Here is a 13,248-nt window from a genome sequence, read left to right as displayed (position 1 = left end):
ATGAACATTCAAATCCCATACCACCCTCCGCAACGGGTGCGATGAAACAGACCATACAACTGCGCCTTGGCCAGCAGCTGACGATGACCCCGCAGCTGCAGCAGGCGATCAAGCTGCTCCAACTGTCCACGCTCGACCTCCAGCGCGAGATCCAGGAAGCCCTAGAATCCAACCTGATGCTGGAGTCCACCGACGAGGCGGAGGCCGACGTGGCGAGCGATGAGTCCGAGCGCCACCGCCGCGCCGCCGAGGCGCAGGTGGACGATGAGGTGCGCGCGGAGCAATCCGAGATGCCGGACGAGCTGCCGGTGGACAGCTCCTGGGGCGACACCTACGACGGCTACCTGTCCACCGGCGGCGGGAGCGGCGGCGGCGGCGACGGCAGCTCGGAGCTCGACCCCTTCGCCCAGCACACGCGCCCGCAGACCCTGCACGATCACCTGGAGTGGCAGTTGAACCTGGCCCGGCTCGCGCCGCGCGACCGCGTCATCGCCGACGCCCTGCTGGACGCCATCGACGCGAACGGCTACCTGCGCTCGGACATCGACGAGCTGGTGGATGCGATGGCGCACCCGGACGACCTGGAAGGCGATGCGCCGGAGCCGGATGAGGTCGAGGCCGTGCTGCATCGCATTCAGGCCTTGGACCCGCCTGGGGTCGGCGCGCGCTCGCTGCGAGAATGCCTCTTGTTGCAGTTGCGGGCAGTGCCGCCGGAGCAGCCGTTTCGCGCCGAGGCGATGCTCATCTGCGACGAGCACTTTGCCGCGCTGGCGCGCAACGACTTGGACGACCTGCGCCGGCACACCAAGCTCGATCCGGACACGCTGCGCGAGGCGCTGACGCTGATCCGCTCCATGCAGCCGCGCCCGGGCTCACTGGTCGCCGACATCCGCCCGGAGTACGTGATCCCGGACGTGGTGGTCGCCAAGCGCAACGGCGTCTGGACAGTCGAGCTGAATCCGGAAACAACGCCTAGACTAAGGGTGAACCCCGGCTACCTTAAGCTGATCCGCCGGGCCGACGACGGCCCGGACAACGCCTGTCTCAAGACGCACCTGCAAGAGGCCCGCTGGTTCATCAAGAGCCTGGCCAGCAGAAACGACACGGTGTTGCGGGTAGCGGCAAAGATCGTCGAGTTGCAGCAGAATTTCTTCGACTATGGCGAAGAGGCCATGAAGCCGCTGGTGTTGCGCGATGTCGCGGACTCGCTGGAGCTGCACGAGTCCACCGTCTCCCGGGTGACGACGCAAAAATACATGCACACCCCGCGAGGAACCTTCGAATTCAAATACTTCTTCTCGAGCCACGTGAACACCGCTTCCGGCGGCGAATGCTCGTCGACGGCCATCCGCGCCTTCATCCGCAAGCTAGTCGCGGCAGAGACGCCGAGCAAGCCGCTCAGCGACAACAAGATCGCCGGTATCCTGACGGAACAAGGTATCAACGTCGCGCGGCGTACCGTGGCAAAGTACCGAGAGGCGATGGGGATCCCCCCATCGAACGAGCGCAAGCGCTTGGCCTGAGCGCACATGCCGCCGCCCCCGGCGGCGGCTGACGGGCGCCCGCAACCACTGGAGTGACGCTATGCAAATCAACCTGACTGGCCACCATGTCGAGATTACCGAGCCGCTGAAGGGCTATGTCGACAGCAAGTTCGACCGCCTTGCGCGCCATTTCGACGAGGTGATCAACGTGCACGTCATCCTCAGTATCGAGAAGCTGCGCCAGAAGGCAGAGGCGACCATCCACGTGAACGGCGCCAACGTCTTTGCCGACGCGGTCCATGAGGATATGTATGCGGCCATTGATGGGTTGATCGACAAACTGGACCGGCAGGTACTCAAGTACAAGGAGAAGCGCCAAAGCCATCGCAACGCCGGCGCCAAGGGCTTGCTCAGCGAGCCACCGGAAGACGCGGAGCAACTAAGCTGACGGACGACGCCGACGTTGGTCCCTGCGAGCTGCTCGGCACCGGAGCAAGGTTCACCTGCTCCGGTGCTCACCCCGCGGGGCGTGCGCTCAGGCACGGCGTGCGCCGGATATCCCCGGGGTGCCTGGTCGGCAAGCAGCGCGTATGCCCTGTTTCAGCCGCTGACAACATGAACGACAATCACACCAAGAGCACGCGCGGGGTTTCTAGGCCATGGTGCCTGCTGATCTGATTTCGGAGTCGAGGGTGCTCTGCCGCTGCGAGGCAGCGAGCAAGAAGCGCCTCCTGGAAACCTTGGCTGGGTTGCTGGCCAGCGGGGACGCGATGCTGTCGAGCAATCGCGTGTTCGATCGGCTGCTGGAGCGTGAGCGCCTCGGCAGCACCGGCCTCGGCCAGGGTGTCGCCCTGCCGCACGCCCGCGTGCCCGGCATCCAGGCGCCCCTCGGCGCCTTCGTGCAACTGCGCGAGCACGTCGCCTTCGACGCCATCGATGACAAGCCGGTTGACCTCGCCTTCGGCCTCCTAGTGCCGGAGGCGACCAACGAGCAGCACCTGCAACTGCTGGCGATGCTGGCCGCGGCATTCGACAATGCCTCGGTGCGCGCGGCGCTGCGGGCGGCGGAGGACGAGGCCACGCTGCTCGCCTTGTTTCGGGATCGGGTTTTCGTCTCCGCCTGATCCGGGACCGCCCGTGTCCGCCCCGGATCGACATTCCCGACACCCCCAGCCCGGGCCCGTGCCATGAACCCCGTCCATTCACTGCAGGGCTTGGTCGAGCATATCGGGCCGCGGCTCAAGCTGCGCTGGCTGACCGCGCCGCCCGTCCAATGCATCCCGCTGCTGAGCCAGACCCGGGGGCAAACGGCGCAAAGCCTCGTCGGCTCACTCAATTGCATCCATCCGAATCGCCTGCAGGTGCTCGGCGAAGCGGAGATCCTGCATCTCGGGGATTTGAGCGCGCCCGCCTACCACGAGACCGTGGAGCGACTGTTCGCGGCCCGCCCGGCCGCGGTGATCTTCGCCTCCGATCTCACCCCGGACCCCATCTTCTTCGACTACGCCACGCGCACCGGCACGCCGCTGCTGGGCTCGGCGGCACGCGATGCTGAGATCGTCGATCGGCTGCAATACTTCCTGACCCATGCGCTAGCCGAGCGCATAACCGTGCACGGGGTGTTGCTTGAGGTCCTGGGTCTCGGCGTGCTGCTCACCGGCGATGCGGGCGTTGGCAAGAGCGAGCTGGCGCTGGAGATGATTGCTCGCGGCCACCGCCTCATCGCCGACGATGCGCCGGAGTTTGCGCGCATCGCGCCGGAGGTGCTGGAGGGCAGTTGCCCGGCGCTGCTGCGGGACTTCCTGGAGGTGCGCGGGCTCGGCGTGCTCAACGTGCGGGCGATGTTCGGCGAGGGCGCCGTCCGCCAGCATGAGACACTGAACCTCATCGTCAACATGCGGTCGTTTGACAACGAGGGGCTTGCGAGCATCGACCGGCTGCGCGGCAGCCTGTCCACGCGTACCATCCTCGGCGTCGCGGTGCCCGAGATTACGCTGCCGGTGGCGCCGGGGCGCAACCTCGCCGTGCTGCTGGAGACCGCCGTTCGCAACCAGATCCTGCGCATCCGCGGCTATGATGCGGGCGTGGACCTGGAAGACCGCCAGGCCCGGGCCATGGCCGGCACCGGCCGCTGTCCCTGAGCCGCTTTCACCGCGCCCCCGGGCCGACCCAACAGCAGCGCAAATCCGCCACCAATCGGCTGAATGTCATGGATCTGTTGATCGTCAGTGGCCTCTCCGGCGCAGGCAAGACCGTCGCGCTCCGCACGCTGGAGGACATCGGCTATTACTGCATCGACAACCTGCCGCTGTTCCTGCTGCGGGAGCTCGCGCTCGGACTCAAGCGCACCCGTCTGCGGGCGCCCGGCGAGACGCGCGACGGCGCCGCCGTGGGCATCGATGCCCGCAACCAGCCGGACTTTCTGGCCGACCTGCCACACGTGGTGGAGGAGCTGCGGGAACAGGGCATCGACTGCCGGCTGATCTTCCTGCACGCGGACGTCCACACGCTGATCCGCCGCTTCAGCGAGACCCGTCGCAAGCATCCGCTGACCGGCGGCGAGCGGTCGCTGGAGGAGGCCATTGCGCACGAGTGCGAGCTGCTCGCCCCGCTGCGGGGCATCGCGGAGATCCGCATCGACACCACCCACACCAACGTGCACGAGCTGCGCGAGCTGGTGCGCGAGCGCCTCGCCAGCGCCGGCGCGGTGCAGGCGTCCGTGCTCCTGCAGTCCTTCGGGTTCAAGAACGGCGTGCCGGATGGCGTCGACTTCGTCTTCGACGTCCGCTGCCTGCCCAATCCACACTGGCAGGAGACACTGCGCCCGCTCACCGGACGCGATGCGCCCGTGATCGAGTTTCTTGAGCGTTCCCCCGAGGTAAGCCAGATGGCCGCCGACATGCAGCACTTCCTGGACCGCTGGATTCCGCGCTTCGAAACGGACGGGCGCAGCTATCTGACCATTGCCGTCGGCTGCACGGGCGGGCAGCATCGCTCCGTGTATTTGGTGGAGCGCCTAGCCCGCCATCTGCGCAGCACCGGTCATCGGGTGCTGGTGCGCCATCGGGAGCTGCCATGACCGTTGGCGTCTTGTTGATTACACATGCGGGCATCGGCGCCGAGCTCCTGGACGCCGCGACGCGCATGCTCGGCGACTGCCCGCTGCCGGCAAAGGCACTGGCGGTGAGCAATGCCGATGACCCGGAGCGCATGCGTGCGCGGGCCGAGCAATATACGCGCGACCTCGATGCCGGTGACGGCGTGCTGGTGCTGACGGACCTATTCGGCTCGACGCCGGCAAACATCGCGGCGGGCCTGTGCGATCCCGAGCACACCCGTATCCTGAGCGGCGTGAACCTACCCATGCTGGTGCGCGTGCTGAACTATCCGGACTTGCCGCTCGAGGCGATGGCGCGCAAGGCCATGAGCGGCGCCCACGACGGCGTGCTGATGTGCACCGGCTCCGGCTGCATCGCCAAGCACGGTGACGAAGTACCGGAGCCGGTCCGACCCGCGCTCGGCACGGCAACACGCGGCGCGCCCAGATGCTGAGCCAGGAAGTCGAAATCGTTAACCGGCTTGGCCTGCACGCGCGGGCCGCCGCCAAGTTCGTGACCTGCTCCGGGCGCTTCGCAAGCGACATCGTCGTCGAACGCAACGGTCGGCGCGTCAACGGCAAGAGCATCATGGGCATCATGACGCTCGCGGCAGCCCGCGGCACCACCATCACCATGCACATCAGCGGCGAGGATGAGGCGGACGCGATGGACGCCCTGGTCGCGCTCGTGGCCGAGCGCTTCGGGGAGGCCGAATGACACTGGCGCTGCACGGTATCGGCATCGACGGCTCCCGGCCCGTCGCCATTGGAGATGCCTTTCTGCTGAGCCGTGAGCCGTCGCTGGCACCCGCGAAGATCCCCGCCGAGAAGGTACCCGAGGAGCTCAAGCGCCTGGATGCCGCGCTCGACTGCGCCCGACGGCACCTGGAGGATGTTCGCACCCAGATCCCGCACAGCACGCCCAAGCACATCGCCGAGTTCATCGATGCACATCTCCTGATGATGACGGACTCGGCGCTCGTGGACGCAACGCGGGAGCTGATCCGCGAGCAGTCCGTGAACGCGATCTGGGCGCTGCAGTCGCAGCGCGACACCCTGGTGGAGATCTTCGACCGCATGGAGGACGCTTACCTGCGGACACGGCGCGACGACATCGATCATGTCGTGCGGCAGATCCAGGTCTTCCTCAGCACCGAGACCGAGGCCGAGGCCCTGACCGAGGCGGACGTCGCGGGTCGGGTCATCGTCGCCGAGGACCTGACGCCGGCGGACACCATTCTGCTGCGCCACCGCGGCGTGGCCGCCTTCGTGGTGGAGCACGGCGGGCCGATGTCGCACACGGCCATCCTGGCCCGCAGCCTGGACATCCCGGCCGTGATGGGCGTGCACCGGGCGACGGAGCGGCTACGCGAGGGCGAGCTGCTGGTCGTGGACGCCGAGACGGGCACGGTGCTCGCCGAGCTCGACACCGCGATCCTGGAGCACTATCGGGCTCGGCTCGCAACCTTTGACGCCCACCGCCGGGAGCTCCGTCGGCTCGTGCGCGAGCCGTCCGCGAGCCACGACGGCACGCCCGTGGTGCTGCTCGCGAACCTCGAGCTGCCGGAGGACGTGGCAGCAGCGCGGGACAACGGCGCCGCCGGTGTCGGTCTGTACCGGACCGAGTTTCTGTACATGAACCGCAGCTCGCTGCCCGACGAAGAGGAACACCTGCAGACCTATCTCGGCCTCATTGAGGGCCTCGACGGCATCCCCCTCACCATCCGCACGCTCGACCTGGGCGCAGATAAGCAGATCCCGGACACGAGCTTCCACCCCGCCCGCAGCAACCCGGCGCTCGGGCTGCGCGCGATCCGCCTGTGCCTGCAGGAGCCGGCGCTGTTCCTGCCGCAACTGCGGGCCATTGTGCGCGCCTCCGCGGCGGGCCCGGTGCGGCTCATGATCCCGATGATCTCCTGCATGGCCGAGGTCAACGCCGTGCTCGGCCTGATCAATGAGGCGCGACGGCAGATGCGCCGCGACGGCCTCAAGTTTGACCCGCTGATGCCCGTGGGCGGCATGATCGAGGTGCCCGCGGCGGCGCTGATGGCCGGCGCCCTGGCCCGTCGCCTGGACTTCCTGTCCATCGGCACCAACGACCTGATTCAGTACACGCTCGCCATCGACCGCGTTGATGACACCGTGAGCTACCTCTACGATCCGCTGCACCCGGCGGTGATCCGGCTCATCAAGCACGTCATCGATGCGGCCGCCAGCACCCGCACCCGCGTCAGCATGTGCGGCGAGATGGCCGGCGACCCGCGCTATACGCCGCTGCTGCTGGGCCTGGGGCTGCGCGAGCTCAGCATGCATCCGGGCTCGCTGCTGGAGGTCAAGGACCGGCTGCGGCGCTGCGACATCGGCGCGCTCAGCCGCACCATCGCAGCGCTCATCGACAACATCGACGAGATGCCCGCGCAGGCGCTGCTGGAGCAGCTAGAGGCCAGCTCACAGCACTGATGCTCTGCCCCGAGGCGTGACCGCGCGCTCGGACGGCGCCTGGCCAAGGGCTCGCATCGCAAGGGCAAGCGCGGCCTCAACGGCATTCCCAACTGCATTACGCAGATGCGCGAACGGGCGATTGTCGGCCTGCCCTGCACGGGCAATTCCAACCGCCGAAACAGCCACGCAACAGCCATCCATCGCTGCGGCGCCAACGCGGCGGCTGCTACACTGAGCGGTTTTCCGCCGCGCCCCGTCCCGCCGTGACTGCGGCCCCACGCGCCCTGCCGTCGGAGCCACGATGAACGCCGAGCTCGCTGCCACCCAAGAGATGGACCGCCTCGATGCCCTGCACGCCGTGCTGGATTCCGGCTCGGTCATCAAGGCGACGCGCATGCTCAATGCACTGCACCCTGCGGAAATGGCGCACGTGCTGCAATCGCTGCCGCCGCAGCAGCGCAAGCTCGTCTGGAGCATGGTGGACGACGGCGTCGAGGGCGAGGTGCTGCTGTACCTCAATGACGATCTGCGCGAGGAGCTGCTGCGCGGCATGGCGCCGAGCCGCATCCTGGCGGCCGCCGAGGCCCTCGATACAGACGACCTCGCCGACCTGGTCCAGGACCTACCCGCGACCATCACGCGCGAGGTGCTGAAGTCGCTGGATGAGCAGCGCCGGGAGCGGCTCGAAACCGCCCTCGCCTTCCCGGAAGACACGGCCGGCGGCCTGATGAATACGGACATGGTGACGGTGCGCCCGGAGGTGACGCTGGACGTCGTCATGCGCTATCTGCGCCGGCTCAAGGACGGGCTGCCGGACCTCACCGACAACCTCATCGTCGTGAACCGCCAGGGCCGCTACCTCGGCGTGCTGTATCTGTCCGACCTGTTGACCAATGACCCGGACGATTCCGTCGCCGAGGTCATGACGCTGCGCATTCAGCCCATGCAGGCGACCCTCGACGCGCGCGACGTCGCAAGCCGCTTCGAGCAGTTGGATCTCGTCTCGGCGCCGGTGGTCGATGAAGACGGCCATGTCCTCGGGCGCATCACCGTCGATGACGTCATGGATTTGATTCGCGAAGAGGCCGAGCACCAATTCATGGGTCAGGCAGGCCTGAGCGAGACCGAGGACATGTTTGCCCCGGTGCTGCTCAGTGCGCGGCGCCGCGCCCTATGGCTGGGCATCAATCTGCTCACGGCATTTCTTGCGGCCTGGGTTATCGGCCGCTTCGAGGCGACCATCCAGCAGGTGGTCGCGCTCGCGGTACTGATGCCCGTGGTCGCAAGCATGGGCGGCATCGCCGGCACGCAGACGCTCACGCTAGCCATCCGCGGCATCGCCCTGGGTCACCTAAGTGCCAAGAACATGCGTTGGCTGGTGAGCAAGGAGATGGCTGTCTCTCTCATCAACAGCGCCGTCTGGGCACTGGTCGTGGCGCTGGTCGCCTGGGTCTGGTTCGGCAGCGGCGCTATCGCGCTGATCATCGCCGCGGCCATCACCATCAACCTGCTGACCGCCACGCTGTCCGGGGCGCTGCTGCCCTTGCTGCTTGATCGGCTCGGCATCGATCCCGCCCTCGCCGGTGGGGTGATCCTGACAACGATCACGGACGTCGTCGGCTTTCTCGCTTTTCTCGGCTTGGCGACCATTTTTCTGCTGTAGCCAAACCCGCGTCCAGCAACGGACGCTCAAGCGCTCGGCGCCGTCAGCTCCAAGGCTGCTCGGGCCAAGCCCGGGCGAGTGTGCGCCCGGCATGTCTCACCGCCACGGCAGCATGCGGCGCTCGGGCAAATAGCCCAACCCGGGCGTGCCGGCGGCAACCGCCATGGTTCAGCCTCATGGCATCGCGAGCACCGGCGGCGCCTCAAGTCTACCGCCAATGCAGCCCGACGCTATGCAGTGGCGCGCCGCGCTTCATGCAATGACCCGGGAAATAACGAACCGGCTATTGACTTTTTTATTGTCTGCTATAAAGTCTCGGGCATGCGGATCGCATACTCGGTCAGGAAGCCGAAGCATGCGTTGGCGCAGACTGATTGTGCATAGCGCAGCAGTTTCCAATCACCCTTCCGTCGGGGGCGCCAAGGGCGGCCCCAAAACATTCGCGCAGGAGGTTATCCTTGGATTACAAGGCATTGAGCGTAGATGAGCTGCAAGCGCAGCTCCAGCAGATCGAGCAGAGCAAGGTCGATCTTGAGAAGGCGCTGTATCAGCGCTGGCACGAGTCGAAGACCGAGCTCGCGCTTGAGATTCGAGAAATGATCGAGACCCGCGGCTACGACATCGACGAGATCCTGGAGCTCGTGGTGCCAAAGCGCCGCCGGGGTGGCGCGGCAGCCGCCTCGAAGAAGGGTAATCGCAACTATATCCGCTATGTGGACCCAGAAGACCCTGACAACATCTACGTGCGCGGCGTGTTGCCGAAGTGGATGAAGGAAAAAATGAGCGCGCAGGGCTACGATCCTTCCGTGAAGGAAGACCGGGAAGCCTTCAAGGCGAATTATCTGCAAGCCGTCAAGGATTGACCCGGGGACACCACCGCAAGGCACTTCGCGCGGCACCGTGCCATCGTACCGAGATCGGGCACGGCGGCACTGGTGTCGCGAGTAAGGTCTAGTCCAGGTCGCGGCGCCGCGGAGCCTCGGCCGTCGCCAGGCGACGCAGATTCGGCGGCCCGGCTTGGCAAAAACGCGTTATTTGCTCGCAGCCTAATTGGCCCACTGTCTACCTAGGGCAAAAGGCTACAAGCCCTTTTTCCGCCCATCGCATCAGCGGGCAGCCCCCCGCAATGTGCGCCAGATCACAACTCAGACAAAGCGGACTTGAATTCCGTTCTCGATTGCTAAGGGTCGTGCGAGAATGCTTCATCCGGGCTTCCACGCGCGGATACTCAGCCTCTTCCTACCGCGGCCACGTGCAGCCAAATCCGGGAGACGAGGAAGTCATGTCGCCACACCACGCCCACCGGGTCGCGAGCGCGCTCGCGTCCCTCGCCTGCTGCGCCGCACTCCTGCCCTGGCCCGCGCTTGGGGCAAAGCATGCCAACACCTGCACGCCGGCCAACAATCAGGTCACCGTGCGCTTTACCTATGGCTCGGAAAAGGCGCCGTGGATCTACGACGTGACCCGGGAGTTTAATGCCCAGGGTATCGAGACGGCGTCCGGCAAGCGCATCTGCGTCAATGCCGTCCCCAAGGGCTCAGGCGACAGCGTCAACCAGATCCGCGACGGGCAGGCCGGCCCGGATGAAGTCCACGCGACGAGCCCCGCATCGGATCTCTATGTCAATCTGATCAATTACGAGACGGAGCAGACCGGCGGCGACGAGCTCTTGAAGATCGAGGGCTTCCTGGTCAGCTCACCGGTGGTCATTGCGGCCTGGGAGCCGGTGGTGGAACGGCTCGGCGGCGGCGATAGCATCGGCTGGAAGGCGCTGTTCGAGGGCGCCGGCGACGGCGGGCTGCGCTACGGCCAGACTAGCCCGGAGCGCTCCAACAGCGGTCTGTCGGCACTGGTGGCACAGTTCTTCGCGGGTGCCGAGGCCGCGGAGGGCAAGCCCGTGACCCGCCTCTCGCAAGCGAAGGTCGATGACCCCTCGGTGCAGGACTTTGTGACGCGCGTGCACGAGAACGTCATCCACTACGGCGAGTCGACCGGCTTCTATGCCGATAAGATGACGACCGGCGGCCCGGCCTACGCGGACGCCGTGGTGCTCTACGAGAGCGACGTCATCCAGGCCAACAACCGAATTCGCAACCAAGGGCTCGGCTTCCCGCGCCTGCTCGCCGTCTACCCGGAAGAAGGCACCTTCGTCAGCAACCATCCCTTCGCCGTGGTCAAGCGCGAGTGGGTCGATGCGGACGAAGAAGAGGGCGCGAAGAAGTACTTCGAATACCTGATGTCGCCCCCGGTGCAGGCGCAGGCGCTGCAGTACGGGTTCCGTCCCGGCGTCGCGCTGGACTTGGACCCGGGGCTATACGCAAGGGTCTGGAACGCCGAGAACGGCACCAAACCCTTCGACACCGTCCATCGCTTCCTCGCCGCGCCGAGCGGCAAGGTCGTCAAGGCCGCGCTGGATGCCTTCCGCGGCATCAAAAACCACGCCCTGGTCTATCTGGTCATTGACCGTTCCGGCAGCATGAACGAGCAGATCATGGACCCGGAGCGGCAACGGCTACGCAGCCGCATGGATCTGGCCGTCGAAAGCGCCGACCTGCTCGCGAGCCGCCTCGGCGACGAAGACCGCCTCGCGCTCTTGTACTACGACTTTTCGGTGGACTACGCCGACGTCTCGCCCGAAGGCAAGCCGCTCGCGATGACCACGGCGGGCAAGGAGCGCCTGCGCGAGGCGCTCGGGCGCGTCACTCCTCGGGGCGGCACCGCCATGCGCAACGCCATCGGGCGCGCCTGGACATCGGTCTGCCAAGACATCAAGCAGAACCCCCAGGACCGGGCCATCCGCATCATCGTCGTGCTCACCGACGGCCAGGACAATGCCTCGGCCATCTCCGCCGACAAGCTCATTGAGCTGATCGGCTACGCGGCCCCCAACCCTCAGGGCGGCCATCACGGCGATCCGGGCTGCCGCATCCCGGTGTTCGGCATCGCCTTCGGCGCGGCCGCCGACGCCACCGATCTGGGCCGCATCACCGAGTCCGCCGGCGGCGAGACCCGCCAAGGCGACTCCGCCGAAATACGCGACATCTTCCAGCGCTTCAGCGACTTGCTCTGAGGAGGCCGCAATGGGCATCTGGTGCAATCCGCGCCGACGCAGCCGCCACCGACTCCTCGCTGCCGTCGCTTTGGTGGCCGTGGCTTGCAGCGTCGCCGCCGCCGACAAACTCTTCGACTTCGGCAACCTGAACGTCGACCTGTCCAAGATCCAAGCGAAGCCGGAACAGGCCCCTGCCCCAGTCAAACAGGCGCCTGACCAGCAGCTCGAAAGCATGCCCGCAAGCCCCGCGCCGCAGGTGCTGCCGAAGGACGCGGAGGTCGCCATCGACGCCACCGTGCAGCGCGAGCAGCTCACCGTTGCGCCGGTCAAGGTCGCGCCCGCGAGCGCCGGCGAACAGCAGGTGCTCTACCCCGTCACCGAGGACCGGGCCGTCATCGAGGTCAAGATCGCCGCCGGCTCCGAGAAGCGCGGCTGGTTCGAGGCCGCCGCCGAGCGCTTCATGGCCGACCCCGCGCAGAACAACATCGACGGCAAGCCCATCCGGCTCATTATCGACAAGATCGGCTCCATCAAGTCCGGCATGCTGATCCGCGACGGCAAGTCGATGCAGGGCGGCCGCAACGAGTATCAGGTCTGGGCGCCGGCGTCATCGATCTTCCGCAGTGTCGTCGAGGACGCATTCAGCGGCGGCAAGCTGTTCGAAACCGACGAATCGGTGGCCAGAAGCCCGATGGTGTTCGTCACCTGGGCGCCGGTGCAGGAGCGCATCGACAGCGTGGTGCAGAAGTCCATGAGCTTCGACACCATTACCGACATCTACGCGCGGGAGCTGACGGGCGATGTCCTGGGGCCGGAAGGACGGATCTATCAGTTCGGCTTCACCGAGCCCGGCAGCTCCAACTCCGGCGCCGTCGCCCTGATCACGATGGCCTACGAGTTCTTCGCCAAGGACAAGCCGCGCTACAAGATCCGCCCGACAGACCTCGAGAACCCCGACTTTCAGGCATATCTGGCCTTCATGAAATACATGTCGGACCAGAGCAAGACCAGCACCGGCAAGCTCGCGGAACCGCTGATGCAGGCCGGCTACGGCGGGCAGCCGCTCAGCACCGTCTATGTCTACGAGAACCTGGCCGTCAAGCTCGCCTACATCCGCGCCGCCAACGACCCGAACGGCGCCAAGCCCGTCATCCGCTACCCGCGATTCAACCTCATCTCGGACCACCCCTACTACGTCCTGCGCCACGGCAACAGCCGCGAGCAGGTTGAGGCCGCCAAGCGGTTCAAGGACTTTCTGCTTAGCCGCGACATGCAGCTCATCGCCTTGCAGACGGAGGGCTTCCGCCCGGTCAGCACCGAGATCACCAACGAAGAAATGAACCAGGTCTTCGGCGACTTTGTTCGCGACAACGGCCTGATCCCCGACCTGATCAAGGCGAGCCAAGTGCTGGTGCCGCCCCAAGACGGCGGCGTGATCCGCGCCCTGATCGACACCTACGACCAGCTCGGCGACCCGGAAGGGGCCAATCTTTAAGCCGCGGGGGCAACG

Annotated in this window: 12 protein-coding genes; all 12 read left to right on the top strand. The window is 66.4% G+C overall.

Features of this window, described 5'->3' with window-relative positions:
- Positions 1-41 precede the first annotated feature (41 nt).
- The 12 genes from ML01_RS12685 (at position 42) to ML01_RS12630 (ending at position 13,233) form a co-directional block, all read left to right on the top strand.
- On the top strand, positions 42-1,523 hold the full coding sequence (locus ML01_RS12685; RefSeq protein ID WP_058555766.1) for an RNA polymerase factor sigma-54: 1,482 nt from the start codon (positions 42-44) through the stop codon (positions 1,521-1,523).
- Positions 1,524-1,584: 61 nt separating this feature from the next.
- Positions 1,585-1,932: a ribosome hibernation-promoting factor, HPF/YfiA family gene (gene hpf / locus ML01_RS12680; RefSeq protein WP_058555765.1), complete on the top strand. Its 348-nt coding sequence runs from the start codon at positions 1,585-1,587 to the stop codon at positions 1,930-1,932.
- Positions 1,933-2,143: 211 nt separating this feature from the next.
- Entirely contained in the window at positions 2,144-2,608 is a 465-nt protein-coding gene (locus ML01_RS12675) for a PTS sugar transporter subunit IIA (RefSeq protein ID WP_058555764.1), read from the top strand.
- A 63-nt stretch (positions 2,609-2,671) separates the two neighbouring features.
- Positions 2,672-3,625, top strand: coding sequence for an HPr(Ser) kinase/phosphatase (gene hprK / locus ML01_RS12670; protein WP_058555763.1), 954 nt, complete (start codon positions 2,672-2,674; stop codon positions 3,623-3,625).
- A gap of 68 nt (positions 3,626-3,693) precedes the next feature.
- A complete protein-coding gene (gene rapZ, locus ML01_RS12665) occupies positions 3,694-4,563 on the top strand; it encodes an RNase adapter RapZ (protein WP_058555762.1) in 870 nt (289 codons plus the stop codon).
- Positions 4,560-5,036, top strand: a complete 477-nt coding sequence (locus ML01_RS12660; RefSeq protein ID WP_082674230.1) for a PTS sugar transporter subunit IIA — start codon at positions 4,560-4,562, stop codon at positions 5,034-5,036. The genes rapZ and ML01_RS12660 overlap by 4 nt, the downstream gene beginning before the upstream one ends.
- Entirely contained in the window at positions 5,030-5,299 is a 270-nt protein-coding gene (locus ML01_RS12655; RefSeq protein ID WP_058555761.1) for an HPr family phosphocarrier protein, read from the top strand. Before ML01_RS12660 ends, ML01_RS12655 begins: the two co-directional genes overlap by 7 nt.
- Positions 5,296-7,041, top strand: coding sequence for a phosphoenolpyruvate--protein phosphotransferase (gene ptsP, locus ML01_RS12650; protein ID WP_058555760.1), 1,746 nt, complete (start codon positions 5,296-5,298; stop codon positions 7,039-7,041). The genes ML01_RS12655 and ptsP overlap by 4 nt, the downstream gene beginning before the upstream one ends.
- A 283-nt stretch (positions 7,042-7,324) precedes the next feature.
- A complete protein-coding gene (gene mgtE, locus ML01_RS12645; RefSeq protein WP_058555759.1) occupies positions 7,325-8,686 on the top strand; it encodes a magnesium transporter in 1,362 nt (453 codons plus the stop codon).
- A gap of 458 nt (positions 8,687-9,144) precedes the next feature.
- The gene (locus ML01_RS12640; RefSeq protein ID WP_058555758.1) at positions 9,145-9,549 is read left to right on the top strand and encodes an H-NS histone family protein; all 405 of its coding nucleotides are present in this window, start codon (positions 9,145-9,147) and stop codon (positions 9,547-9,549) included.
- A gap of 419 nt (positions 9,550-9,968) precedes the next feature.
- Positions 9,969-11,756: an extracellular solute-binding protein gene (locus ML01_RS12635; RefSeq protein ID WP_058555757.1), complete on the top strand. Its 1,788-nt coding sequence runs from the start codon at positions 9,969-9,971 to the stop codon at positions 11,754-11,756.
- Positions 11,757-11,766: 10 nt separating this feature from the next.
- Positions 11,767-13,233, top strand: coding sequence for a substrate-binding domain-containing protein (locus tag ML01_RS12630; protein WP_058555756.1), 1,467 nt, complete (start codon positions 11,767-11,769; stop codon positions 13,231-13,233).
- Positions 13,234-13,248: the final 15 nt, after the last annotated feature.

This window comes from Thiohalocapsa sp. ML1 (genome assembly GCF_001469165.1).
Taxonomy (GTDB): Bacteria; Pseudomonadota; Gammaproteobacteria; order Chromatiales; family Chromatiaceae; genus Thiohalocapsa.
Note: the sequence above shows the minus strand (reverse complement) of the source record. Positions and strands in the feature narration are given on the sequence as shown.

What these genes read in the sequence shown, in the direction of transcription:
- ML01_RS12685 (WP_058555766.1), top strand. Translation starts at nt 42, where the DNA reads ATGAAACAGACCATACAACTGCGCCTTGGCCAGCAGCTGACGATGACC.
- hpf (WP_058555765.1), top strand. Translation starts at nt 1,585, where the DNA reads ATGCAAATCAACCTGACTGGCCACCATGTCGAGATTACCGAGCCGCTG.
- ML01_RS12675 (WP_058555764.1), top strand. Translation starts at nt 2,144, where the DNA reads ATGGTGCCTGCTGATCTGATTTCGGAGTCGAGGGTGCTCTGCCGCTGC.
- hprK (WP_058555763.1), top strand. Translation starts at nt 2,672, where the DNA reads ATGAACCCCGTCCATTCACTGCAGGGCTTGGTCGAGCATATCGGGCCG.
- rapZ (WP_058555762.1), top strand. Translation starts at nt 3,694, where the DNA reads ATGGATCTGTTGATCGTCAGTGGCCTCTCCGGCGCAGGCAAGACCGTC.
- ML01_RS12660 (WP_082674230.1), top strand. Translation starts at nt 4,560, where the DNA reads ATGACCGTTGGCGTCTTGTTGATTACACATGCGGGCATCGGCGCCGAG.
- ML01_RS12655 (WP_058555761.1), top strand. Translation starts at nt 5,030, where the DNA reads ATGCTGAGCCAGGAAGTCGAAATCGTTAACCGGCTTGGCCTGCACGCG.
- ptsP (WP_058555760.1), top strand. Translation starts at nt 5,296, where the DNA reads ATGACACTGGCGCTGCACGGTATCGGCATCGACGGCTCCCGGCCCGTC.
- mgtE (WP_058555759.1), top strand. Translation starts at nt 7,325, where the DNA reads ATGAACGCCGAGCTCGCTGCCACCCAAGAGATGGACCGCCTCGATGCC.
- ML01_RS12635 (WP_058555757.1), top strand. Translation starts at nt 9,969, where the DNA reads ATGTCGCCACACCACGCCCACCGGGTCGCGAGCGCGCTCGCGTCCCTC.
- ML01_RS12630 (WP_058555756.1), top strand. Translation starts at nt 11,767, where the DNA reads ATGGGCATCTGGTGCAATCCGCGCCGACGCAGCCGCCACCGACTCCTC.